The organism is Pseudomonas sp. ERMR1:02 (assembly GCF_002277815.1).
Taxonomy (GTDB): Bacteria; Pseudomonadota; Gammaproteobacteria; order Pseudomonadales; family Pseudomonadaceae; genus Aquipseudomonas.
Genome location: NZ_NKJI01000001.1, coordinates 142,660 through 165,801 on the forward strand (window position 1 = coordinate 142,660; position 23,142 = coordinate 165,801).

Below are 23,142 nucleotides of genomic sequence, written 5' to 3' on the forward strand. Positions count from 1 at the left end.
CATGTGTGGAATTGTTGGCGCAGTAGCAGAACGTAACATCACCGCCATCCTGGTCGAAGGCCTGAAGCGTCTCGAGTACCGCGGGTATGACAGTGCCGGTGTGGCGGTTTACACCAACGACGAAAGACTCGAGCGCCTGCGTCGCCCGGGCAAGGTCAGCGAGTTGGAGCAGGCTTTGGCTGAAGAATCCCTGGCCGGTCGTTTGGGGATTGCCCACACCCGCTGGGCCACTCACGGTGCACCATGCGAGCGCAATGCGCATCCGCATTTCTCCGGTGATCTGGCGGTGGTGCACAACGGCATCATCGAAAACCACGAAGCTCTGCGTGAACAACTCAAAGCCTTGGGTTACGTCTTCAGTTCGGATACCGACACTGAAGTCATCGCTCACTTGCTGAATCACAAACTCAAGGATCTGCCTGATCTGACCGCGGCGCTCAAGGCGACTGTTAAAGAGCTGCACGGTGCATACGGCCTGGCGGTAATCAGTGCCCAGCAGCCAGACCGCCTGGTGGCAGCCCGTAGTGGCAGCCCGTTGGTAATCGGTCTGGGCCTGGGTGAAAACTTCCTGGCTTCCGACCAGTTGGCCCTGCGTCAGGTAACCGACCGTTTCATGTATCTGGAAGAAGGTGATATCGCGGAAATCCATCGCGACAGCGTGCAGATCTGGGACGTTAACGGTCAGTCTGTAGAGCGCGAAGCCGTGCAGTACCGTGATGGTGCCGAAGCGGCTGAGAAAGGCGAGTTCCGCCATTTCATGCTCAAGGAAATCCACGAGCAACCGTCCGTTGTACAGCGCACCCTGGAAGGTCGCCTGAGCCAGAACCAAGTGCTGGTACAAGCCTTCGGTCCTCAGGCTGCCGAGCTGTTCGCCAAAGTGCGCAACGTACAGATCGTCGCTTGCGGCACCAGCTATCACGCTGGCATGGTTGCGCGTTACTGGCTTGAAGAACTGGCCGGCATCCCGTGCCAGGTCGAAGTCGCCAGCGAGTTCCGCTACCGCAAGGTGGTGGTGCAGCCTGACACCTTGTTCGTCACCATCTCCCAGTCCGGCGAAACCGCCGACACCCTGGCGGCCCTGCGTAACGCCAAGGAACTGGGGTTCCTGGCCAGTCTGGCGATCTGCAACGTCGGCATCAGCTCCCTGGTGCGTGAATCCGACCTGACCCTATTGACTCAGGCCGGTCGCGAAATCGGCGTGGCTTCGACCAAAGCGTTCACCACTCAACTCGTAGGCCTGTTGTTGCTGACCCTGTCTCTGGGTCAGGTCCGCGGTACTTTGGCCAATGGCATTGAAGCCACGCTGGTCGAAGAACTGCGCCGCCTGCCGGCGCGCCTGGGTGAGGCGCTGGCGATGGACGGCACTGTGGAAAAAATTGCCGAGCTATTCGCCGAGAAGAACCACACCCTGTTCCTTGGCCGTGGCGCGCAGTTCCCGGTGGCTATGGAAGGGGCACTTAAGCTCAAAGAAATCTCCTACATCCACGCCGAAGCCTACCCAGCCGGCGAGCTGAAACACGGCCCATTGGCGCTTGTGGATAACGACATGCCAGTGGTTACCGTGGCGCCAAACAACGAGCTGCTGGAGAAGTTGAAGTCCAACCTTCAGGAAGTCCGCGCCCGTGGCGGCGAGCTGATCGTCTTCGCTGACGTAAAGGCCGGCATGACCAATGGTGAAGGCACGCACGTTGTGCACATGCCGCACATCCACGACATCCTGTCGCCGATTCTCTACACCATCCCGCTGCAGTTGCTGTCGTACTACGTGGCCGTGCTGAAGGGCACCGACGTTGACCAGCCGCGGAACCTGGCGAAATCGGTGACTGTGGAATAAGTTATCCACAGCGGATCGAACCTTTGGTCTTCAGGATTAAAAACAGTCTCTAAGTATTAAAAACTGTCTCGTTTTGGAGCCTCCCGGGGCTCCAAAACGACTTCCTTGCTTCTTGTCGTCCCTGCCTTGCAGAATTCCGAGGCGCTTACCCTTACTTCTGACCATCCAGCCAAGGTTACTCAGGAAGCGAATATCTATCGGGTACAACAAGGTTTGAAACCGAAGATATACGACTTGGCTTCTGCATTGCGTGCGTTAAGGAAGATATCGAATCGACGACTGGATGTTGGCCCAGCGCGATCTTGTGCCCAACGGATAAGCGACCGCTAGATTGGCAAAGATATCCACGCTAGGCCAGCGACTGTCATAGCAGGCAGCTTAGGTGTCGGTCGAAAGCTGTTTGCTTTGCTATTGCAGCGGAACATACACATCTGTTTGCCATTGATCCTGTGGTGTCTCGGGATGGACGCTCAGGTAATTGAAGAATAGCGGCTGGTCACGGAGTTCCTCTCCACTGGCAGGAAGCCAATCGCGGTAAATCGGATAGATCGTTTCGCCAATGTGATCCGGTGACCCCGCGTGTCGCACCACGACGTAGCGACCGGCAGGAATGACGATCTCGTGCACGCCGAACTCATTCGGCGCCACGGCCTCGTGAATCTCGCCGCAGATTGCGAAGCGGAATGCTTGTGGAGGTGTCGTATCGGGGTTGCTATAGGGAATGCCAAAGGTGCGACTCGATGCCACTGGCGACTGTCCGCTCTGCATACGCCACTCGATGAACGTGCGCACGCTATCATTGACGAGCCCGGCTGGTCCGCAGTGCTCAAGCGCTGCTGCCTTGACTTCAGGGAAATCTATGATTCGTACTTGCATGAGGATAGTCCTAGAAAAGTGAGGGATTGCGAATACCGCATTCCAGACCTGCCAGTTCGGTTCCTTCCTGAACGCACTCGGCGTCATACCGAACGCCCGTCTGAACGCCCTGCAAAATGCCTCGGGACTTTCAAAGCCGGCACCGAGTGCGGCGTCCAGTACCGAGTGATCCGCGAGGGCGGCTAGGCTATGTGCCGCGCGTCGTAGTCGCATCAGTTGCACATAACGTGAGACAGGCACTCCTACGAACGCGCTGAATTGTCGATGGAAGTGAAACGCCGAAAAGTTCGCCACATGGCTCAACGTCCTCACCGACAGGTCGCCTTCGAGATTGGCATCAATGTAGGCGAGTACGGTGTTGAAGCGCTTGGTGTAAGCGAAATTGGTCGGCATGTCAGACACTGGAAAAGCTCCTGCAAGTACGGTCGGCAATAGCGTCGACTATAGCGGCGTGAACGCACCTAGCCGCGTTTGCTCAAGGCACGTTTTTGGTTGGCCAATACGATCTTTTCCAAGGCGATGTAAAGGTCAGGGGCATTTCAGGTGTCCACTTTTGGCCGGAAACAGCCTGCTGTGAATGTGGCAGGCAAGCAGATTATTCGGTCATGGATCAGTGGGCGACTAGGAGTCGCTGCCCCTCTACGCCGTAGCTGCGAGTGTTGCTCTGCGATCGCTCCGCCGCGCACAGGTTTGCCTTTGCAAGAGGAAGAGCTACAGTTTGCGCTACGTGGGGCTGAATACCTCGATCACTTCAGAGATGAACATCGTGTTTCCAATTGATATCTGGCTTGCCTACACCGCAGCGTGCCTGCTTCTGGTGCTCGCGCCAGGTCCGGACAATCTGTTGGCCGTGGGCCGCGGGCTCAGCCAGGGGAAAACAGCCGCGATATTATCGGGACTGGCATCTGGCGCAGGAATTCTCTTTCATGTGACGGCCGCTTCGTTAGGACTGACGCTACTTATGCAGACCTCCGCAGCAGCCTTCTGGATCGTCAAGCTTATCGGTGCTGGCTACTTGCTCTGGCTAGGTATCAAGGTGCTGCGCTCTCGTAGCCTGCTTAGCTTTCATCCGGCAGCTCGACAATCTTTGCCAAGCATTTTCCTGACAGGCTTCTGCTCCGCAGCACTGAACCCCAAGCCGGGCTTTTTCGTGTTGGCATTCATTCCGCAGTTTGTTGACCCGCACCGCGGCTCAGTGAGCATCCAAATGCTGGTGTATGGGGTGTGGTTTGCTGTACTTACGGCAGCTGGATTCGCACTCATGGGCGTCTTCGCCACCGCACTCTCCGGTTTTTTACGCCAGCGGCCTAGACTCGTGAATGGTCTGAACGTGGGAGCAGGGCTGACGTTTGTGGCGTCGGGGGTATCGATCGCGGCGCTCAGCCAAAAGTAGAACTTCTGTCCCCTTATCTTCGAGTCGATAGCGCAACTCCGTTTGTAAGAGGCGGAGCACCGCCGGGCACTTCAATGCGCAAACGCTTCAGGGTATTTGTCGAGGTATGCGTCATTGAGCTGCGTATCCTCGGCACGCATGAAAGTTCTGAAATCGGGCACCAGAAAGACCAGCAGAGATAACAGCAGCACCATGGTGCCCAGAAGCGTGATTGTCGTTGCGACTCCCATACAGGCGATCAGGATGTTCATCGCGAAACTGCCCAAGGGGCTAGCCGCCGCAGACAGAAATGAAACCGTGGCGAAAATCCGATTGCGGTGGAGCTTTGGTGTTGCCAGCAACCTCACAGCGGAGGTGGGGATGTTGATCAACATCAAGCCAATGCCACCGCAGAAAAACGCAACGGGCACGATGAATGACGATGAAATCGTGCCAACCGCCAGCAGGTTGCATCCCAATAATGCGAACCCGGCAGACACGCACATGTCACGAGGGACCCGGTCGGATAACCAGCCGATTATTTTGTAGCTGCCCACCAAAATACCCAGTCCGAAGCAAGAATCCAGAAGACCGATATAAGTGACCGGGTACTGGATGACATCCTTTACGTATAGCGGAATCAGGATTGTGAAAAAAGGAAATAGGGCTAAGTTGATCAGCATTGCGATGATGGCCAGATAAAATTCAACCTTCACTCCGTAAACTACTTTGAAGCCGGAATAGATCATGGTGAAGCCGCCAGCACCCGATGCCTTTTCGCCTTGATGAGTGGCACCGATGTGGTTCGGGATGGTCGCAATCAGCACCCCGGCTATCAGAATCGCAAAAAAATCGGCGGCAAAGGCGAACGTGATACCACACCCGTAGATCAACCCGCTGGCCAGTGCCGGCCCCAGCAGAATCGAAAAGGAAGACAGCACGCTTTTGGTCCGAAAGGCCATCGAGACTTTATCGTCGCTTGCAAACAAAGGAATGATTGACGCTTGGAGAGGATCTCGCACGCCAACAATCGCACTGCTGATCATCATAAGTGCGCCCACCGTCCAGGGATTGAACAACCCCTTAGAGGACAGCACCACCATTAAAAGCGCTGTCAGCAAGCTGATCCACGAGGCCAGCTTGATGATCAGGATTTTGTTGTACTTGTCCCCCAACCATCCCAGTAGGGGTTTGGCTAATACCTCCGTTGCGATGGAACAGGCAATCATGTTTGCAAAATAGAGCGCAGAGCCTGTTTCCTGTAAGGCCCACCAGGCCACCGCGAGTTGATTGCACCGTCCCCGAGAACCATAAGCAAAAAGCTGAATTGCACTTTCAGCAAACGCCGGTCGGTGCCCGGAAAGCCCCTCGCATTACCTGAAAAATGTGCACTCATTGATGTTCCTTTAATAAGGAGGGTAACTGCGTAATCAGGGCGCTTCTCCTAAGCCAAGGTCAGTAACAGCCCTGCTGCTGTAGTGATCGACCTCCCCCTGTATGCGCACTTGGCTGATGTACAAATTCTTGAGCGTAACGACTTTTTAGGAATAAAGGTCAGCTTGCAAGGAGCTACTGAGGCTGCGATGTTTTGGTTTTAAAACAGAGGAAATACCCATGGACCGCTTCCAGGAAATGCAGGTCTTCGCTGCCGTTGCCCAGGACCAAGGCTTTTCGGCAGCAGCGCGGCGCTTGGGTATGTCCGCCGCCAGCGTCACCCGAGCGGTGGCTGCGCTGGAGAAACGCATCGGCACGCAGTTACTCACGCGTACCACGAGAAGTGTGCATTTGAGCGAGGCGGGTCAGCGGTTTCTTGAAGACTGTCGGAGGATTCTCTCCGAGGTGCAGGAGGCCGAGGATTCGGCGGCAGGCAGTCATGCCCAACCCCGTGGGCAATTGACGATCACCGCGCCGGTTTTATTTGGAGAGTTGTTTGTCACACCGCTGATGGTGAACTTCTGACTCAATTTCCGGACGTTACGATCAATGCGCTGCTGGTTGATCGAATTGTCAGTGTGGTCGAGGAGGGGGTCGATGTGGCCGTGCGAATCGGTGAGCTGCCCGATAGCAATCAGCATGCGATTCGGGTGGGAGAAGTGCGCCGGGTGATTGTCGCGTCGCCGCAGTTTCTGGCACTTCATGGTCGGCCAACACACCCGCAAGATCTGGCTCAGGCGCCGGTCATCGCGACATCGGCTATTGGTCAGCTCAAAAACTGGCCATTTCTTGAAGGTGATGAGCCACTGAGTGTTCGGCCTGATCCGCGACTTGTGGTGACGGCGAACCAGGCTGCCATCACCGCAGCGGCCCTCGGTCTGGGTTACACCCGGGTGTTGTCTTATCAGGTAGCGAGCAAGATCGCGACAGGGGAACTGGAAATTGTCCTGGCGGACTTTGAAGTGCCGCCACTGCCGATCCATGTGGTCTATCAAGGTGGACGCAAGGCCCCGGCGCGGATTCGCAGTTTTGTCGACTTCACTGTGAAGGCGCTCAGGGAGCATCCCGCATTGCTGGGCTAATCGGTTATTTCGCTGGGTGAAATAATGGATTGCGATTGCTGGTTATTCTGTTGTTTCGGTGACTGGTAGAAGATGGCTGCCATCAGCGCTGAGCTTTCCGAACAGTGCCACTCACCCTCGGAGTCGACCATGCAAGCCATCAAACTCTACAACTTCCCACGTTCCGGCCACGCACACCGTGTGGAACTGATGCTCTCGCTGCTGCAACTTCCCACCGAGATGATTTTCGTCGACCTGGCCAAGGGCGAGCATAAAAAACCGGAGTATCTGGCACTCAACGCCTTTGGTCAGGTGCCGGTGCTGGATGATCAAGGCGTGGTGTTGGCCGACTCCAACGCGATTCTGGTGTATCTGGCGCAAAAATACGGCAACGGTCGCTGGCTGCCGACCGATCCGGTCGGTGCGGCAAAAGTGCAACGCTGGTTGTCTGTCGCCGCTGGTCCCATCGCATTTGGCCCGGCCCGGGCACGTCTGATCACGGTGTTTGGTGCACCTTATAACGCTGATGAAGTGATCGCTTACGCCCACACCGTGCTCAAGGTCATTGATCACGAACTGGCCAACACGCCTTACCTAATCGGCAACGAGCCAACCATTGCCGATGTCGCGAGCTACAGTTACATCGCCCACGCGCCTGAGGGCAATGTGTCGCTGGACGACTACACCAACATCCGCGCCTGGTTGGCACGGGTCGAAGCCTTACCCGGTTTTGTCGGCATGCCGCGCACCGTCGCTGGTCTGCAAAAAACTGCCTGATGCTTGTGGCCCGACGTTGCCGGGCCTTTCACGCTGCGCCATCGGTGCAGGGGAGAATCCGTAATGGACCGTTCACCGTGGCATGCCGGCGAGAAACAGTTGCAGGCTCATGTAGGCGTTGATGAGCGAATGGATGTGCTTGGTCGTAGGGTGATTCGCAGCGAGATGCCGGATCAGCACCGCACCTTCTATCAGCAACTGCCATTCATGCTGTACGGGGCGGTCGATGCTGACGGTCATCCGTGGGCCAGTGTGCTGCAAGGTGAGCCGGGCTTCGCTCACTCGCCCGAACCAGGTCTATTGCAATTCAATAGCCTGCCGGCTGCCGACGACCCGGCGCAATTGTGCGATGGTGCGGCGATCGGCCTTCTGGGAATCGAACTGCACTCCCGGCGTCGCAACCGGATCAATGGGCGGGTCGGTGGCGTGTCGGCCAACGGATTCGCAGTGACGGTGGATCAGTCCTACGGCAATTGCCCCCAATACATCCAATTGCGCCAGTTTCGTACGGTGCCGCTGGCGAACCCGGCGACGCGTATCGCTCAGCATCTCAATGAACTGGATGAAGCAGCGAAAGCCGTGATCGACGAGGCAGACACATTCTTTGTTGCCAGTTACGTGGATGTCGATGGCGAACGTTCGGTGGATGTTTCCCACCGGGGTGGCCAGACAGGTTTCGTACAAGTGGAAGGGAATCGGCTGACCATTCCGGATTTCGCCGGCAACCTGTTTTTCAACACGCTGGGCAACCTGCTGGTCAATCCTCGGGCGGGTTTGTTGTTCATCGATTTCAATTCGGGCGACCTCCTGCAACTGAGCGGCCACACCGAAATTATCCTTGAAGGGCCGCAGGTCGAGGCATTTCAGGGTGCCGAGCGCCTGTGGATGTTCCACGTGGAACACGTAGTGCGTCGTCCTGCTGCTCTTGCATTGCGGTGGCGGTTCGATGGCGTGTCACCCACCAGTTTGTTGACCGGCACTTGGGCGCAAGCCAAAGCTCGTCTGCAGGCAAAGGCACTGGGCGATCAGTGGCGGCCGCTGCGGGTGGCGCGCATCGAAGCGCAAAGCCATAACATCCGTTCGATTTATCTGGAGCCTGCCGACGGCGCCGGGCTGCCCTTGTTCCAGGCCGGGCAGCATTTACCCTTGCGATTCCACATTGACGGCGAAGTGCATATCCGCACCTACAGCCTGTCGAGCGCGCCGTCCGACGATTTCTTCCGTATCAGCGTGAAGCGTGACGGGCGAGTGTCTTCGCACCTACATGAGCAGATTCGCGTTGGTGATCTGTTGGAAGCGCGCGCTCCTCAAGGGCACTTCACAGTGGCGCCCCATGAGCGTCGGCCACTAGTGCTTCTGGCTGCCGGGGTCGGCATTACGCCGTTGCTGTCGATGCTGCGTGAGGTGGTTTATCAAGGATTGCGCACCCGCCGTATCCGTCCGACCTTGTTCCTTCAGAGTTCGCGAACGTTGGCCGATCAGGTGTTTCGTCCTGAATTGAATCGCCTGCTCGACGATGCCGGTGACGCGGTCAGGGTGGTGCGAATTCTCAGCCAACCGGAGCCGGAGGCGCGGCAGGGTGAGGATTTTGATTTGACCGGGCGGATTGATGTCGCGCTGCTCAAAGACCTGATTGAGGCTGAGGACTACGATCAGGTGGATTTTGTGCTCTGCGGTCCGAGCAGTTTTACCCAGGGGTTGTACGACGGTCTGCGGGAACTGGACATTCGCGATGCGCGGATTCACGCCGAAACCTTCGGCCCATCAACGTTGCGTCGGCGTCCGGACCCCGATGCGGTGGTCATAGAGCAACCGCCAGCCGCTACCACCTCGGTGCCGGTGGTGTTTCAGCGCTCGGCCAAGGAGGCGCGCTGGCAACCCGATGGCGGCAGTTTGCTTGAGCTGGCGGAAAGCCGTGGCCTGCACCCGGAATTCAGTTGCCGCGGTGGCTCCTGCGGGACCTGCAAGACGCGCCTGATCAGCGGACAGGTGAATTATCCACAGCCACCAGCGGAGGTGCCGGATCAAGGACATGTGCTGATTTGCTGTGCGATTCCGGCCCAAGGAGCGCAGCCTTTGGTCCTTGACCTGTAGCAGCTGCCGAACGCAGCCTTCGGCAGCTGCTACAAGGATTTGATTTAACTTCATGGAGCTTTATGTATTTTTTCCTGCGCCTGTTGGTGTTGTTTACTGCATTGACGCTGCTCAATGGTTGCGAACGACAAGATGTACCACCGCTCGATCAGCAACTCTACGTCTGGCAAAGGCAATGGACGCGGGATCATGACGCCGCGTTGACGGACAGTCGCGCCGATTTCTCCACCTTGCGCGTGTTGGCATTGCAAGCGTTCCCCCAAAAGGGCTGGAATCGGGCGCGGATTGATCCGGTGATGCTGAAGCGTGATGGCCGCCCGTTGATTGCGGTAATTCGGCTTGATGGTCAGCTCAAGTCGCTGAATCAGGACGAGGTCACGATGCAGATTCAGCAGGTGATCATCGATTGGCAAGCGCAAGGTCTGAGCCTTGCCGGCGTGGAAATCGACCATGATGCGGGTAACGCTCGGCTCTCGACCTACCGCGAATTTCTCACGCACCTGCGCGCAGTTCTGCCGGCCTCTTTGCCTTTGAGTATCACTGCATTACCGGCTTGGCTCGACAGTTCCGAATTGCCAGCGCTGTTATCCACAGTCGACAGCAGCGTGTTGCAGGTTCACGCGGTGAGCGATCCGCGTCGTGGTTTGTTCGATCCGGATCAGGCACGGCAGTGGGTGAAGTCCTGGAGCCGCATCACCACTAAACCCTTTTATCTGGCACTGCCGGCCTATGGCGTGGCGTTGTTAGACAACGACAACGGTGCGCCACTCGTGGAGAGCGAAATACGCATCGAGCGCGATGGCAAACGCCGGGAGCTACTGGCCGATCCTCAGCAGTTGAGTCAGCTTGGCACCGAATTGCGCGCTGATCCACCGGCGCATCTGGCCGGTCTGATCTGGTTTCGTCTGCCATTGGCCAACGACCGCCGCGCGTGGAGCCTGACCACTTTGCGCGCGGTGGTGCGTGGTGATGTTCTGCGCAGCAACCTGACGCTGAAACTCTCGGCGCAGCAGGGTCTCTATGACATCGGCATTCTTAACGAAGGCAATCTCGACAACGCCTGGCCCGAGCGCTTGACGTTGGTGGCGCAAGGCTGTGAGGGCGCCGACGCGCTGGCCGGTTATGCATTGCAACAAGCTCCGGATCTGCTTACCTTCACCCGCCTGCGCGAAGGTAGGATAGCGGCCGGAGGGCAGCGCGCAATCGGTTGGGCACGCTGCGCAAAAATTGATCAAGGAGAGTCGAATGTTCACCCGTAACTGGACGCGCCATCTGCTGTGTCTAAGCCTCAGTTTGCCGCTGGGATCGGCGCTGGCGTGCGGGCCCGACTTTCCCATGCGTCTGCTGGATAACCGGAGTCAGTCGCTAGCGGAGCTACCAGAGGGCAACTTCAATTTCGAAGTCAAACGCTTGGGGCAGGCGATCACCGGGCTGAAGAACGTCAGCGCAACCGTCTACAGCATGGACGGCCCCGATTATACGGAACAGCGCAGCCAAGCCGAGCAAACCGGTTTGACCGCCGAGCAGCAAGCGTTGGTGAAACAGCTGCGTGGCCTGACCAATGCCAATCAGGTCGAAGCGCAAGGCTCGAATCTGCCCGCCGAGATCAGATTTTATCTGGCCGGAGCCGTGGCGTTTGCTACCGATGATCATGGTCTGGCGGCGGAATATTTCCAGAAAGTACTCGTGTTGCCGGCTGATCAACGGGCGTTGCGCAGTACCTGGGCGGCATACTCATTGGGGCGGGCGTTGTTCGCTATGAGCTCGGAAGCGGGCGCGGGTCCCGACCTGCTGGCGCAGTCTGCAAAGGCTTTCGAGCAAACCCGGCAACTGAGCATCGATGGTTTCAGTGATCCATTGGAACTGGGCGTCGCCAGCCTCGGCGAAGAGGCACGAGTGGCGCGTACGTTGGGTGACTGGAACCACGCTATCGAACTTTATGCCACGCAAAACCTGCACGGTTCGCCGGTGGGCTACACATCGTTGAAGCTGTTGATGACCGATCTGGCGGCGATGCCTGACGATCAACTGGCCGAGTTGCTCAAGGGCAAACCGGTGCAGCAATTGGTGACGGCTTCCTTGATCAGCCGCCTGGGCTGGTCATTCGGTGATCAACCGTTAAACGAACAAAAATTGATCAAGCTTCTGCAAAGCAGTACCCGCGGCAGTCTTGATAATGCCGATCGCCTGGCAGCGATGAATTATCAACAGGGCGATTATGCCAGCGCCAAGGCCTTCCTCGAACATGCCGGTGATGGCGGCCTGGCTTGGTGGCTGCGGGCCAAACTGGCGGTGCGCGAGGGCGATAAAAATACGGCGGCCGCCGCGTATGCAAAAGCGGCCCAGGCCTTCCCGCAGAATGAATCCTGGGGCGAGCGGCGCACGCCGGACTGGGATTTCGAATCGGTTCAGCCCAAGTGTCGCGTCGAAGGCGAAAGCGCGATTCTGGCCCTGCAACGCGGCGACTACCTGCAAGCCTTCGATCAGCTCTATCGCAGCAAAGGCATCTACTGGTTCGATGCGGCGACAGTGGCCGAGCGGGTGCTGACGCTCGATGAGCTCAAGCATTATGTCGATACTCAAGTGCCCGCACCGCCGGCGCTGACTCAACAGGAACGTGATAATTACGTGCCTCTGCCGGTGGCGGCGAGTTTGCGTAATTTGCTGGGGCGGCGCTTGTTGCGTGAAGGGCACTATGAAGAGGCAACTGACTATTTCGATAACGACGGCTTGCGCAACAAAGCCAGGTTGTATGGCCAGCAACGTCTGGCTGCCGACTCGGCGTGGTGGCCGACGCGTCGTGCTGCCGCACTGTTCAATGCAGCGTGGACGGCGCGCGAGTGGGGGATGGATATCCTCGGCTATGAACTTGCCCCGGATTACGCCACGTTCGGCGGTAACTACAGCCTTGAGAATACTGAGCTGAAAGTCGGGCCGCTGGTGGCCGAGGACGAGGTGAAGCGTCAGCAGGCCAGCGCCGCCCAACCCGATCAACGTTACCACTACCGGTTTGTCGCCACGGCGTTGGCCAGTCGCGCCGCCGACAATTTACCCCACACCAGTCAGGCGTTTGCCGCAGTGCTGTGCGAAGCGTCCGGGTGGAACAGCAACCTTGAAGAGCAAAGTGCGCTCTATCAGCGTTACATCAAAGAAGGCCCGTACGTGGAGTGGGCCGCGGATTTCGGTCATCAGTGCCCGTATCCCGACTTCCAGAATGCCAACAAACGCTATGTCACCCAGGTCACCGACGCCGCTCGCTCAACGCTAAGGCCGTACAAGATAGCGCTGCAGATAGGCAGTGTGTTGGCAGTTACGGCAGCGACGCTATTGGTGATCGTTCGCCGCCGCCGCAAGGCTCAGTGATCTCAAGCCTGTTGGACAAAGGTCAGCCGCACCGCGAAGCCGATCAATAGACTGCCGAACAACCATTGCTGCAAGCGTTGGGCCGATGGACTGCGTTGCAACCATCGCCCGAGCGCGGCGCCGGCCAGGGCGTAAGCGCTGTCGAACAGCAAACCCACGGTTACCAACATCACGCCAAGGGTGGCGAATTGCGCGAGCACCGGTCCTGCGTGTGGGTCAATGAACTGTGGCAGCAGCACCGAGCAGAACAGCAAGGCTTTGGGGTTGAGCAGGTTGGTCAGCAAACCGCGCTGGATCGCTTCCTGATAGCGCGTTTTTTCGCCGGTTGTGTTTGAGCCGTTCAAGGTTGGCAGCATGGTTGTGCGAAGGCACTGGATGCCAATCCACAACAGGTACGCGGCGCCGACCAGACGCACCACATCGAAGGTCCAGGGCGCAGCCTTGAACAGCGCCGCCAGGCCCAGTGCCGCCAGTGCGACATGGCAACCACGGGCGATGGCCGAACCCACGGCAGTGGCCAATGCCGCGCCTTTACCCTGACGGGCACCGGTCTGCAACAGCAGGATCATGTCGGGTCCCGGTAACAGGTATACCACCGCCAGTGCCATGAAAAACAGCCAGAGTCCCGCCATGTTGCACCCCCATTCGTTGTCGATTCGGTAGGGCCAGTCTAGGGCGCAAGGGCGGGGCAGGTGCTTGCGTAGTTACCTTCAAATACGTAACGCATTGGCATAACCTGCTACTAAACGACAAGTAAACCATCAGGATCTGCCAAACCATGAAACTCGATGCCTACGACCGCAAGATACTTTCCGCGCTGCAAAGGGACGGTCGCCTGAGCAATGTGCAACTGGCTGACGAGATCGGTCTGTCCGCGTCACCTTGTTTGCGGCGAGTGCGAATGCTGGAGGAAGCCGGGGTGATTCGTGGCTATCAGGCCAATCTGGATCGCGATGAAGTCGGGCTGGGGTTGACCGTGTTTGTCGGCGTCAGGGTCGAGCGCCATAACGATGAACAAGCCGAGGCCTTTCGCCTGGCGGTGACGGCGTTGCCCGAGGTGGTTTCGGCGTTTCTGGTGTCAGGGGAATCGGATTTTCTGCTGCAAGTAGTGGTGCCTGACCTGCGCGCTTATGACCGGTTTCTCACGGGATGCTTGCTCAAGCTGCCGGGGGTGAGCGATATCCGTAGCAACTTTGCGATTCATACGGTGAAGGCGCCTGGGGTATTGCCTTTGGGGCATTTGCCAGCCAACTAAGATCGTTCCTACGCTTTGGCGCTGGCGCTGAATTCCATGGCCACGCAATACTCGCCAATCATTTCACTGACGCTCGAGATAGCGAGGGTAAAAGATTACCTAGAAAAAATTACGAACATAATATATGCGTAATTGCGCATTTCGGTCAAGGCTTCAGGTAAGTGACAGGTTTCGCATCTTTAGATAGCGCAAATGAGTATGAAAATTTCATCGTTTTCGTTATATCGTAACGAATTGCCATGTGAGCAAAATTGAGCACTGGGGTGGTATGCAAGTCGATCTCGATGTGGATGGGGCGCAGGTAGCGGGGCTACCGCGCTTTCAGCAGGCGGTTTTTCAAGGGCGGCGATTGCGTCAGTTCGCCATCGGACTTGGTGCGCTGGCGGCAATGGGGTTGGTGCTGGGATTCTTTGTCGGACTGTTTGCGCCGCAATCCCTTTGGCCGGCGTTGTTGTTCAATCAAGGCGCTGCGTTGCTGGTGATGGTTGCGGGTTTGCAATCCGCCTGGTGGGTGACGCAATGGCGGGCGCGGGCGATGAATCCCGCGGTGACGGCGGCCGTAGCTGAAGAAATAGAATCCCCGGTTGGCTGGTACGAACGACTACTGCATCGCATTGGCCAGCGATGGGTGAACCTACTTAAGCAAATCGGTGCGCCGACACTGTGGCTTGGTGGTTGGGCATTGCTGGCGCTGCTATGCGTTGAGCAGATATGGAACCTTGGCTTGCCGCCCGCCGCGCTGGGATTGTCGGCCACTGTCGGCGCGGCACTGGCGCTGTTGTTGGGGTTCGGTTTACTGGTGCTGGAGCGTCAACTGGCTCAGGAAAACACCGCTCAGTGGCCCGAAGCCGGAGCGCTGGCGCAACTGATTCGAGTAGCGATCATCAGTCTGGTGCTTGGCGCATTGTGCCTGTTGTTCGGCAGTGAAACCTCGGTGTGGCCTGTGCGTCTGGCGGTACTGATCGGGCTGCTGCCGGGGCTGGTCGCAATCGAACTGCTGCTGCGCGCCGTGCTGTCTTTGTTCAGTCCCCGCCGCGAACAACTTGAACCGACATTGCTGGCGCGCAGTTTTGTCGCTGACATGCTGCGCTGGCCACCGCAGCCGTTGCTGGCGTTGCAGCACGAATTGCACAACCGCTTCGGCATCGACCTGCGGCAGATCTGGGCCTTCACTTACATGCGCCGCGCGTTTCTACCGGTGCTGGGGGCAGTTGCTTTTGTCGGTTGGTCACTCACCGGCATCCATGAAATACCACTGCAAGGGCGTGGCATTTACGAGCGATTCGGCAAACCGGTAGCAGTGTTCGGACCGGGTTTGCACGCCGGTTTGCCCTGGCCGTTGGGTCGGGTGCTGAGTGTCGAAAACGGGGTGGTGCACGAGTTGGCCACCAGTGTCGGCGAAACCCCGGTGGTGTTGCAGGCCGAGCCCGCTGAAGGTCCCGCGCCGATCACGGCCAACCGGTTATGGGATGCGAGTCATGTGAACGATAAATCCCAAGTGATCGCCAGCAGCCGTGCCGACAAGCAGAGCTTTCAGATCGTCAACATGGACGTGCGCTTCGTCTATCGCATCGGCCTGAGCGATCAGTCAGCACTGGCGGCGACTTACAACAGTGCGGACGTACCAACGCTGATTCGCAGCACTGCCAGTCGAATTCTGGTCCACGACTTTGCTTCGCGGACTCTGGACGGTTTGCTCGGCGAAGACCGGGTAGGGCTTGCCGAAGAGATCGGCCGCGCGGTGCAGGCAGACCTTAAGAAACTCGACAGCGGCGTAGAAATTCTCGCCACGGTGGTCGAAGCGATTCACCCACCAGCCGGTGCCGCCAATGCCTATCACGGTGTGCAAGCGGCGCAGATTGGGGCGCAGGCATTGATCGCTCGTGAACGCGGAGCAGCCGCTGAAGCCACCAATCAGGCACAGTTGCAGGCCAGCATCGCCCGCGATCAAGCAACGGCCAGCGCTCGTGAAATCAACGCGGGTGCGCAAGCCGCCGACCTCAAATTCAGCGCCGAGCAAAAGGCTTACGCCAGCGCCGGACAAGCCTTCGTACTGGAGCAATACCTCAGTCAACTTTCCCAGGGGCTGGCGAATGCCAAGCTACTGGTACTCGATCATCGTCTGGGCGGCAGCAACAATGCGCCGACCATTGACCTGCGTACGTTCACGTTGCCGGCTGATCCTGCGCCGTCGCGTCAAACCGCTCAGCCAGGAGCTACCCATTGAGCCAGTCGCACACCCACAACCACGATGATCATGCCGGCCACGATCACGGCCATGGCGGGCATCATCATCACGGTCATCACCATCACCATCACGGTGACCCACAAGAGGCCGGTCCGTTTCCCTGGCGGCGCATGGGGTGGGCGGCGTTACTGGTGGCGTTCGCCATTGCCGCAGCGAGCCTGGTGCAGGTGAGGTCAGGGGAGGCCACAGTGATCACACGGTTCGGCAATCCGTCGCGAGTGTTGCTGGAACCGGGTCTTGGCTGGCGCTGGCCTGCGCCGTTCGAGGCGGCAATCCCGGTTGATCTGCGGTTGCGCACCACGTCCAGCGGTTTGCAGGATGTGGGTACGCGAGACGGTCTGCGCATCATCGTTCAAGCTTATGTGGCCTGGCAGGTGCAGGGTGATCCGGACAATGTGCAGCGCTTTATGCGCGCCGTGCAAAATCAGCCGGACGAAGCCGCACGGCAAATTCGCACTTTTGTCGGCTCGGCGCTGGAAACCACAGCCAGCAGTTTCGATCTGGCCAATCTAGTGAACACCGATGCCAACCAGGTGCACATCGCCGATTTCGAAGCGCAGCTGCGTCAACAAATCGACCAGCAGTTGCTGACTACTTATGGTGTACGGGTTTTACAAGTCGGTATCGAGCGTTTGACCTTGCCATCGGTAACCCTCACCGCGACGGTTGATCGTATGCGCGCCGAGCGTGAAACCATCGCCATCGAACGCACCGCCATCGGCAAGCGTGAAGCGGCGCAAATTCGCTCCGCCGCCGAACGTGATGCGCGAATCGTGCAAGCCGATGCCACGGTGAAAGCGGCTGACATCGAAGCGCAATCCCGGGTCGAAGCCGCGCAGATTTACGGCCGTGCATACGCGGGTTCGCCGCAGCTTTACAACCTGTTGCGCTCACTCGATACCTTGGGCACGGTGGTCACGCCGGGGACGAAACTGATTCTGCGCACCGACGCCGCGCCATTCCGCGTGCTGGTTGACGGTCCGCCGAGCCTCGAAAACAAATCCGGATCACAGCCATGAGTTTGGTTCCACGTGGAACAAATGAATTGAGCAGCCCCTGGATTCAGGCCGGGCGCCTGGCCTTTCTCGCGTTGTACGCGGTTACAGTGTTAGCCGCATTGGCGTGGGCGTTCTCTAATGTGCGGCAGATTGATCCGCAAAATCGCGCGGTGGTTTTACATTTTGGCGCCCTGGATCGCATCCAGAACGCCGGGCTGCTGTTGGCCTGGCCGCGACCGTTTGAACAGGTCATTTTGTTGCCGGCAGCGGATCGGGTGATCGAGCGTCGAGTAGAAAATCTGCTGCGCACTGATGTGGCGTTGCAGGCCGATCGCGTGGCCAGTTTTGCCACGCCGATCAGTGATGCGTTGGCGGGCTCAGGTTACCTGCTGACCGGTGATGCCGGTGTGGTGCAACTCGATGTTCGGGTGTTCTATAAAGTCACCGAGCCCTATGCCTTCGTGCTGCAAGGTGAGCATGTGTTGCCAGCGCTGGATCGGCTCGTCACCCGCAGCGCAGTAGCACTGACGGCGGCGCGTGACCTGGACACTATTCTGGTTGCGCGACCGGAGTTGATCGGCGCCGATAACAAGGCTGCCGAAAGGCGCGAACGCTTACGCGGTGACCTGGTGCAAGGCATCAACCAACGACTGGCCGAATTGACTGCGACCGGGCTAGGGTTGGGGATTGAAGTGGCGCGGGTCGATGTGCAATCAAGTTTGCCCGGCCCTGCGGTGAACGCCTTCAATGCCGTGCTGACTGCCAGTCAGCAAGCCGACAAGGTCGTGGCCAACGCACGAACTGACGCCGAGAAGTTGACCCAGACTGCCAACGAGCAAGCCGACCGCACACTGCAAGTTGCCCACGCACAGGCGAGTGAGCGGTTGGCCAAAGCCTCTGCTGACACGGCCACTGTGTTGAGCCTGGCGAAGGCACAACAACAGGGCACCGATCCACAAATGCTGCTGCGAATCTACCGCGAGCGGATGCCGAAGATTCTTGGTCAGGCGGGTTCCGTGACCACGGTTGATCCGAAAGACGATTCCCGCCTGATCATTCAGGGAGCTGCACAATGACTGCCCAAACCGCCGCTGCAACGAGCATGTTGTCATCGTCCGAACAACGCAGCGCCGCCCGCCAATTGACCTTGGCGATGCTTGCCCTCGGTTTGCTGGTACTTGGTCTGGTTTGGCGCTGGGTTTCGCCTGAGCAGACCGGTGTCAGTCAATTGTTGTTGGGTTTCGCTTCTGTGTTGGTGGCCGTGCCGGTCATGCGTTCGGCGTGGTACAGCCTGCGTTATCCAAGCCTGCACGGCATCACCGATCAATTGATCGCGCTGGCCATGCTCGGTGCCTGGGCAACCGGCGATCTACTGACGGCTGCCTTTTTGCCGATCATCATGATCTTCGGCCACGTACTGGAAGAGCGCAGTGTGATCGGTTCGCAGGAAGCCATTCACGCGCTCGGTAAATTGACGCGCAGCAACGCGCGAAAAGTTCAGGCAGACGGTTCCATCGTCGAAGTCGACAACGGCACGCTCAAGTCTGGTGACCGGGTGGAAGTGCGCGCCGGTGATCGGGTTCCGGCGGATGGTCGGGTGCTGTCGGGTCAGGCGAGCCTGGACACGGCCTCGATTACCGGGGAATCAGTACCTGTTGAGGCGGGCGTCGGTATGCCGGTGTTTGGTGGGGCAATCAATCTCGATGGCCTGTTACGAATCGAAGTGACGCGTACCGGCCACGAATCGACCCTCGGCAAAGTCATCGCGCTGATGCAAAACGCGGAGCGTTCCAAACCGCCGATCACGCGGTTGTTGGAGCGCTACGCCGGAAGCTACATGGTGCTGGTATTGCTACTGGCCGCGGTGACCTGGTTCATCACCAACGACGCCCAGGCCATGCTCGCAGTTTTGGTGGCGGCGTGTCCTTGTGCGCTGGTGTTGTCAGCGCCGGCAACAGCCATTGCCGGAGTAGCGGTCGCTGCGCGACATGGGATTCTGATCCGCAGTTCAGCGTTTCTTGAAGAGCTGGCAGACCTGACCTCGCTAGTGGTCGACAAGACCGGAACACTGACCTTCGGCACCTTGCGTCTGCAGTCCATCGACAGTCCGTTGGAGGATCGCACTCATGTCCTGAAACTCGCCGCCAGCCTCGGTTCCGCCAGCAGCCATCCGGTCAGTCGAGCGCTGGCCGGGCTGGTGACACAGGAGCATTTTTTGTTGCTCACGGATATTCATGAGCGTCAGGGTTTGGGGGTAGTGGCCATGACGGAGCAGGGCGAGGCTGCGCTCGGTCGACCGGAATTGTTCGCTCAATTGGGCATAAATACCTCAGCCATTCCCGAACACGACGGCCCGATTGCCGGGCTGGCGCTAAACGGTGAATTCCTCGCCTGGCTGCTGCTGGCTGACAGCGTGAAACCAGAAGCCAGGTTTGCTCTGAACGAGTTGCGCGACCTCGGATTGGGGCGGCAACTGTTGCTCACCGGTGACCGGCAAAGCGTCGCGCATACGTTGGCGAGGGATGTCGGCATCCGTGATGTCGAGGCGCAGGCTTTGCCCGAGGACAAGCTCAACCGTGTGTTGAAAGAAATCGGTAATGGTTTTCGGCCTATGGTGGTCGGGGATGGCATCAACGATTCGTTGGCCCTCAAGGCCGGAGTAGTCGGCGTGGCGATGGGGGCCGGCGGGGCGGATATCGCTCTGGCTTCGGCCGACATCGTGTTGATCGGCAGCGACTTGCGCCGCCTCGGGACATGCGTGCGCTTGAGTCGTCAATGCCGGCAAACCTTGCAGGTCAACGTCATCATTGGTCTGGGTTGGACCCTGGCAATCGTTGCTTTCGCCGCGTTCGGCTGGCTTGGCGCGGCAGGGGCGATGATTGCGGCGTTGCTGCATAACCTCAGCACATTATTGGTGTTGGGTAATGCCGGACGTCTGCTGCGGTTTCAAGAGCCTCTACTCAAGCTCAAGGACGATGTTTGAGAGAATAGAGATTCACAGAACTGTGCACCGAATCTGGAGTCATCTAGGGTAAGAGCGATCATTTCTGTGAGTTCACGAGGCTTTGTACGGTGCGCCAGCCTTATAGAATCCGCTATTAAATCGATAGGCGGCTATTTTTCAAAGTTGGTCTAACCTCACAGCAGACGTCTGAAACAAGGGGATTATCCATGCTCGCGCAACTTCCACCGGCCTTACAGAATCTGCATTTACCGCTTCGCCTGCGACTCTGGGACGGCCATGAATTCAATCTGGGGCCGACGCCCAGCGTCACGATTGTGGTCAAGGACCCACAAATGGTTACCCAGTTGATGCATCCCAGTCTCGATGCGCTGGGCGCGGCGTTTGTCGAAGGCAAACTTGAGCTGGAAGGCTCCATTAACGACATGATCCGTGTCTGCGATGAATTGATCCAGGCCTTGCTGGAGGACGATGACGGCGGGGATAAGCTGCGCACCGCCCATGACAAGGAAACCGACGCCAAAGCGATCTCGTATCACTACGACCTTTCCAATGACTTTTATCAGCTGTGGCTCGACAGCGATATGGCTTACTCCTGTGCGTATTTCGAGACCGGCAGTGAAACCCTTGAGCAGGCTCAACAAGCCAAGTTCCGCCATTTGTGTCGCAAGTTGCGCCTGCAACCAAGCGACTATTTACTGGATGTCGGCTGCGGTTGGGGCGGATTGGCGCGCTACGCGGCCCGTGAGTTCGGCGCAAAAGTGTTCGGCATTACCCTGAGTAAAGAGCAACTGGCCCTGGCCCGGGAGCGTGTTGAGGAAGAAGGTCTGGAGGACCTTGTCGAGCTGCAACTGCTCGACTACCGCGACCTGCCACAGGACGGTCGCTTCGACAAAGTGGTCAGCGTTGGAATGTTCGAACACGTCGGTCACGCGAATCTAGCCGAGTACTGCAAAACCCTGTTCGGCGCGGTTAGAGAGGGCGGCCTGGTGATGAACCACGGGATCACCGCCAAACACACCGATGGCCGTCCAGTGGGACGCGGTGCCGGTGAGTTCATCGAGAGGTACGTGTTCCCCAATGGCGAGTTACCGCACCTATCGATGATCTCTGCCCAGATCAGCGAAGCAGGGCTTGAGATCGTCGATGTCGAAAGCTTGCGGCTGCACTACGCACGCACCCTGGATCATTGGAGCGAACGCCTGGAAGACAACCTTGAAGCCGCCGGGAAACTCGTGCCGGAACAAGCGTTGCGGATCTGGCGCTTGTATCTGGCGGGTTGCGCCTATGGTTTCGCCAGGGGCTGGATCAATCTGCACCAGATCCTTGCGGTAAAGGCGCACCCCGATGGCAGCCATGAACTGCCATGGACGCGGGACGACATTTACAACCCTTAGTGTCCCGTATCCAGACACGCATTAAAGAATTGGCGAAATAAGCCGGGCGATCCGCATGCCGACCTGTTGCAGGCGGCGGGTCTCCCGGCTTTCTTCTTTGGCTATTTCGTGGGCTTGGGCGAAGTCATCGTTGAGCATCTCTTCCACCTTGGCAGCAAACACGTTGTCGACGGTCAGCAACATCACTTCGAAATTCAAACGGAACGAACGGTTGTCCATGTTGGCACTGCCAATGGCACTGATTTCGCTGTCGATCAACACCACTTTCTGATGCAGGAAGCCGGGTTCGTAGCGGAACACCCGCACGCCCGCGCGCACTGCTTCGAAGGCATAGAGGCTGGAGGCCGCGTAGACGACTCGGTGATCGGGCCGTGACGGCAGTAGAATCCGCACATCGACCCCGCGCAATACCGCTAGGCGCAATGCAGCGAATACCGCTTCGTCGGGGATGAAATACGGGCTGGTGATCCACACCCGTTCGGTCGCGGCGTGGATGGCTTCGACGAAGAACAGTGAACAGGTCTCGTAGGAATCCGCCGGTCCACTGGCGAGCATTTGGCACAGTACGCCGTCGGCCGGGTACACCTGCGGCAGGATCAGCGGCGGTAACGAACGTGCCGCCCAGAACCAGTCTTCCGCGAAGGATTCCTGCATGCAGGCCACCACCGGTCCGCGTACTTGCACATGGGTATCTCGCCACGGCGCCAGAGGGGGTTTCTCACCCATGTATTCGTCGCCCACGTTGTGTCCGCCGACGAAACCGAGAATGCCGTCGACCACCACGATCTTGCGGTGATTTCGGAAGTTGATCTGGAAGCGATTGAGCCAGCCGCTGCGCGTCGCAAAGGCTTTGACCTCGATGCCGCCATCACGCAGTGCCTGCACATAACTGTTGGGCAGAGAATGGCTGCCGATCCGGTCGTAGAGCAGATAAATCGCCACGCCTTCGGCGGCTTTCTCCAGCAACAGTTTATGCAGGCGCTGGCCGAGGCGATCGTCATGAATGATGAAGAATTGGATCAGTACTGCTTCCCTGGCATGGCTGATGGCGTTAAAAATCGCATCGAAGGTGGCCCGGCCATTGATCAGCAGTCGCACCTCATTGTTTGCAAGGCATGGCATGCGCCCCAGCTTCGGCATCGCCCGGAGCGATTCATAGGCACTGGAAGCGCGAGCGGTGAGCGCCTCTTCTACCCACGGCCGCCAATTGAGCTCGGAGATGGCCTTGCGCATTTCTTCGTTAGCCTGGCGACGGGCCTTGATGTAACCGTCGAAGGTACTGCGGCCGAACACCAGGTAGGGAATGAGTGTCAGGTAGGGCATGAACAGCAACGACAGGGCCCAGGCGATCGAGCCTTGGGCGGTTCGAACGGTCAACACGGCATGGATTGCTGCGATCAAGCCCAACGAGTGCAGCAGTGCTATTACATAGCCGAAAATATGTGGTCCAAAATAATCCATGGGGGCAGCC

General features: G+C 58.3%; 16 protein-coding genes and 1 pseudogene. 13 read left to right on the plus strand and 4 right to left on the minus strand.

The window, feature by feature from the left end; genetic code table 11:
• Position 1 precedes the first annotated feature (1 nt).
• Positions 2-1,834 carry a glutamine--fructose-6-phosphate transaminase (isomerizing) gene (gene glmS, locus CES87_RS00700; protein ID WP_128604536.1) on the plus strand — a complete coding sequence of 611 codons (1,833 nt, stop codon included), beginning with the start codon at positions 2-4 and terminating at the stop codon, positions 1,832-1,834.
• 408 nt (positions 1,835-2,242) lie between these two features.
• On the opposite strand, the gene CES87_RS00705 is transcribed toward glmS, so the two are convergent.
• Positions 2,243-3,112 (minus strand): GyrI-like domain-containing protein, encoded by an 870-nt coding sequence (locus CES87_RS00705; protein ID WP_128604537.1) that lies wholly within the window; start codon positions 3,110-3,112, stop codon positions 2,243-2,245.
• A gap of 364 nt (positions 3,113-3,476) precedes the next feature.
• Between CES87_RS00705 and CES87_RS00710 the strand changes: the two genes are divergently transcribed.
• On the plus strand, positions 3,477-4,103 hold the full coding sequence (locus CES87_RS00710; protein ID WP_128604990.1) for a LysE family translocator: 627 nt from the start codon (positions 3,477-3,479) through the stop codon (positions 4,101-4,103).
• Positions 4,104-4,174: 71 nt separating this feature from the next.
• On the opposite strand, the gene CES87_RS00715 is transcribed toward CES87_RS00710, so the two are convergent.
• A complete protein-coding gene (locus tag CES87_RS00715; protein ID WP_256590807.1) occupies positions 4,175-5,362 on the minus strand; it encodes an MFS transporter in 1,188 nt (395 codons plus the stop codon).
• A 334-nt stretch (positions 5,363-5,696) separates the two neighbouring features.
• Here CES87_RS00715 and CES87_RS00720 point away from each other — a divergent pair.
• The 5 genes and pseudogenes from CES87_RS00720 (at position 5,697) to CES87_RS00740 (ending at position 12,811) form a co-directional block, all read left to right on the plus strand.
• Positions 5,697-6,598 (plus strand): annotated as a pseudogene (locus tag CES87_RS00720) (LysR family transcriptional regulator).
• 129 nt (positions 6,599-6,727) lie between these two features.
• A complete protein-coding gene (locus tag CES87_RS00725) occupies positions 6,728-7,354 on the plus strand; it encodes a glutathione S-transferase family protein (RefSeq protein WP_128604538.1) in 627 nt (208 codons plus the stop codon).
• A gap of 63 nt (positions 7,355-7,417) precedes the next feature.
• Positions 7,418-9,448: a pyridoxamine 5'-phosphate oxidase family protein gene (locus CES87_RS00730; protein WP_128604539.1), complete on the plus strand. Its 2,031-nt coding sequence runs from the start codon at positions 7,418-7,420 to the stop codon at positions 9,446-9,448.
• 62 nt (positions 9,449-9,510) lie between these two features.
• Positions 9,511-10,707 carry a DUF3142 domain-containing protein gene (locus CES87_RS00735; RefSeq protein ID WP_128604540.1) on the plus strand — a complete coding sequence of 399 codons (1,197 nt, stop codon included), beginning with the start codon at positions 9,511-9,513 and terminating at the stop codon, positions 10,705-10,707.
• A complete protein-coding gene (locus CES87_RS00740) occupies positions 10,694-12,811 on the plus strand; it encodes a hypothetical protein (RefSeq protein ID WP_128604541.1) in 2,118 nt (705 codons plus the stop codon). The genes CES87_RS00735 and CES87_RS00740 overlap by 14 nt, the downstream gene beginning before the upstream one ends.
• A gap of 2 nt (positions 12,812-12,813) precedes the next feature.
• Here CES87_RS00740 and CES87_RS00745 read toward each other — a convergent pair whose 3' ends face one another.
• Positions 12,814-13,443, minus strand: a complete 630-nt coding sequence (locus CES87_RS00745; protein ID WP_128604542.1) for a LysE family translocator — start codon at positions 13,441-13,443, stop codon at positions 12,814-12,816.
• Between the two features lie 146 nt (positions 13,444-13,589).
• On the opposite strand from CES87_RS00745, the gene CES87_RS00750 reads away from it, so the two are divergent.
• The 6 genes from CES87_RS00750 (at position 13,590) to cfaB (ending at position 21,671) form a co-directional block, all read left to right on the plus strand.
• Entirely contained in the window at positions 13,590-14,066 is a 477-nt protein-coding gene (locus CES87_RS00750) for an Lrp/AsnC family transcriptional regulator (protein ID WP_128604543.1), read from the plus strand.
• Positions 14,067-15,243: 1,177 nt separating this feature from the next.
• Entirely contained in the window at positions 15,244-16,293 is a 1,050-nt protein-coding gene (gene hflK, locus CES87_RS34105; protein ID WP_371858170.1) for a protease modulator HflK, read from the plus strand.
• The gene (hflC, locus tag CES87_RS00760; protein ID WP_128604544.1) at positions 16,290-17,333 is read left to right on the plus strand and encodes a protease modulator HflC; all 1,044 of its coding nucleotides are present in this window, start codon (positions 16,290-16,292) and stop codon (positions 17,331-17,333) included. Before hflK (CES87_RS34105) ends, hflC begins: the two co-directional genes overlap by 4 nt.
• Positions 17,330-18,388, plus strand: coding sequence for a protease modulator HflK (gene hflK / locus CES87_RS00765; protein ID WP_128604545.1), 1,059 nt, complete (start codon positions 17,330-17,332; stop codon positions 18,386-18,388). Before hflC ends, hflK (CES87_RS00765) begins: the two co-directional genes overlap by 4 nt.
• On the plus strand, positions 18,385-20,295 hold the full coding sequence (locus tag CES87_RS00770) for a cation-translocating P-type ATPase (RefSeq protein ID WP_128604546.1): 1,911 nt from the start codon (positions 18,385-18,387) through the stop codon (positions 20,293-20,295). Before hflK (CES87_RS00765) ends, CES87_RS00770 begins: the two co-directional genes overlap by 4 nt.
• Positions 20,296-20,483: 188 nt before the next feature.
• Positions 20,484-21,671: a C17 cyclopropane fatty acid synthase CfaB gene (cfaB, locus tag CES87_RS00775; RefSeq protein ID WP_128604547.1), complete on the plus strand. Its 1,188-nt coding sequence runs from the start codon at positions 20,484-20,486 to the stop codon at positions 21,669-21,671.
• A 21-nt stretch (positions 21,672-21,692) separates the two neighbouring features.
• On the opposite strand, the gene cls is transcribed toward cfaB, so the two are convergent.
• Positions 21,693-23,132: a cardiolipin synthase gene (gene cls / locus CES87_RS00780; RefSeq protein ID WP_128604548.1), complete on the minus strand. Its 1,440-nt coding sequence runs from the start codon at positions 23,130-23,132 to the stop codon at positions 21,693-21,695.
• Positions 23,133-23,142 lie beyond the last annotated feature (10 nt).

What these genes read in the sequence shown, in the direction of transcription:
- glmS (WP_128604536.1), top strand. Translation starts at nt 2, where the DNA reads ATGTGTGGAATTGTTGGCGCAGTAGCAGAACGTAACATCACCGCCATC.
- CES87_RS00725 (WP_128604538.1), top strand. Translation starts at nt 6,728, where the DNA reads ATGCAAGCCATCAAACTCTACAACTTCCCACGTTCCGGCCACGCACAC.
- CES87_RS00730 (WP_128604539.1), top strand. Translation starts at nt 7,418, where the DNA reads ATGGACCGTTCACCGTGGCATGCCGGCGAGAAACAGTTGCAGGCTCAT.
- CES87_RS00735 (WP_128604540.1), top strand. Translation starts at nt 9,511, where the DNA reads ATGTATTTTTTCCTGCGCCTGTTGGTGTTGTTTACTGCATTGACGCTG.
- CES87_RS00740 (WP_128604541.1), top strand. Translation starts at nt 10,694, where the DNA reads ATGTTCACCCGTAACTGGACGCGCCATCTGCTGTGTCTAAGCCTCAGT.
- CES87_RS00745 (WP_128604542.1), bottom strand. Translation starts at nt 13,443, where the DNA reads ATGGCGGGACTCTGGCTGTTTTTCATGGCACTGGCGGTGGTATACCTG.
- CES87_RS00750 (WP_128604543.1), top strand. Translation starts at nt 13,590, where the DNA reads ATGAAACTCGATGCCTACGACCGCAAGATACTTTCCGCGCTGCAAAGG.
- hflK (WP_371858170.1), top strand. Translation starts at nt 15,244, where the DNA reads ATGCGCCGCGCGTTTCTACCGGTGCTGGGGGCAGTTGCTTTTGTCGGT.
- hflK (WP_128604545.1), top strand. Translation starts at nt 17,330, where the DNA reads ATGAGTTTGGTTCCACGTGGAACAAATGAATTGAGCAGCCCCTGGATT.
- CES87_RS00770 (WP_128604546.1), top strand. Translation starts at nt 18,385, where the DNA reads ATGACTGCCCAAACCGCCGCTGCAACGAGCATGTTGTCATCGTCCGAA.
- cfaB (WP_128604547.1), top strand. Translation starts at nt 20,484, where the DNA reads ATGCTCGCGCAACTTCCACCGGCCTTACAGAATCTGCATTTACCGCTT.
- cls (WP_128604548.1), bottom strand. Translation starts at nt 23,132, where the DNA reads ATGGATTATTTTGGACCACATATTTTCGGCTATGTAATAGCACTGCTG.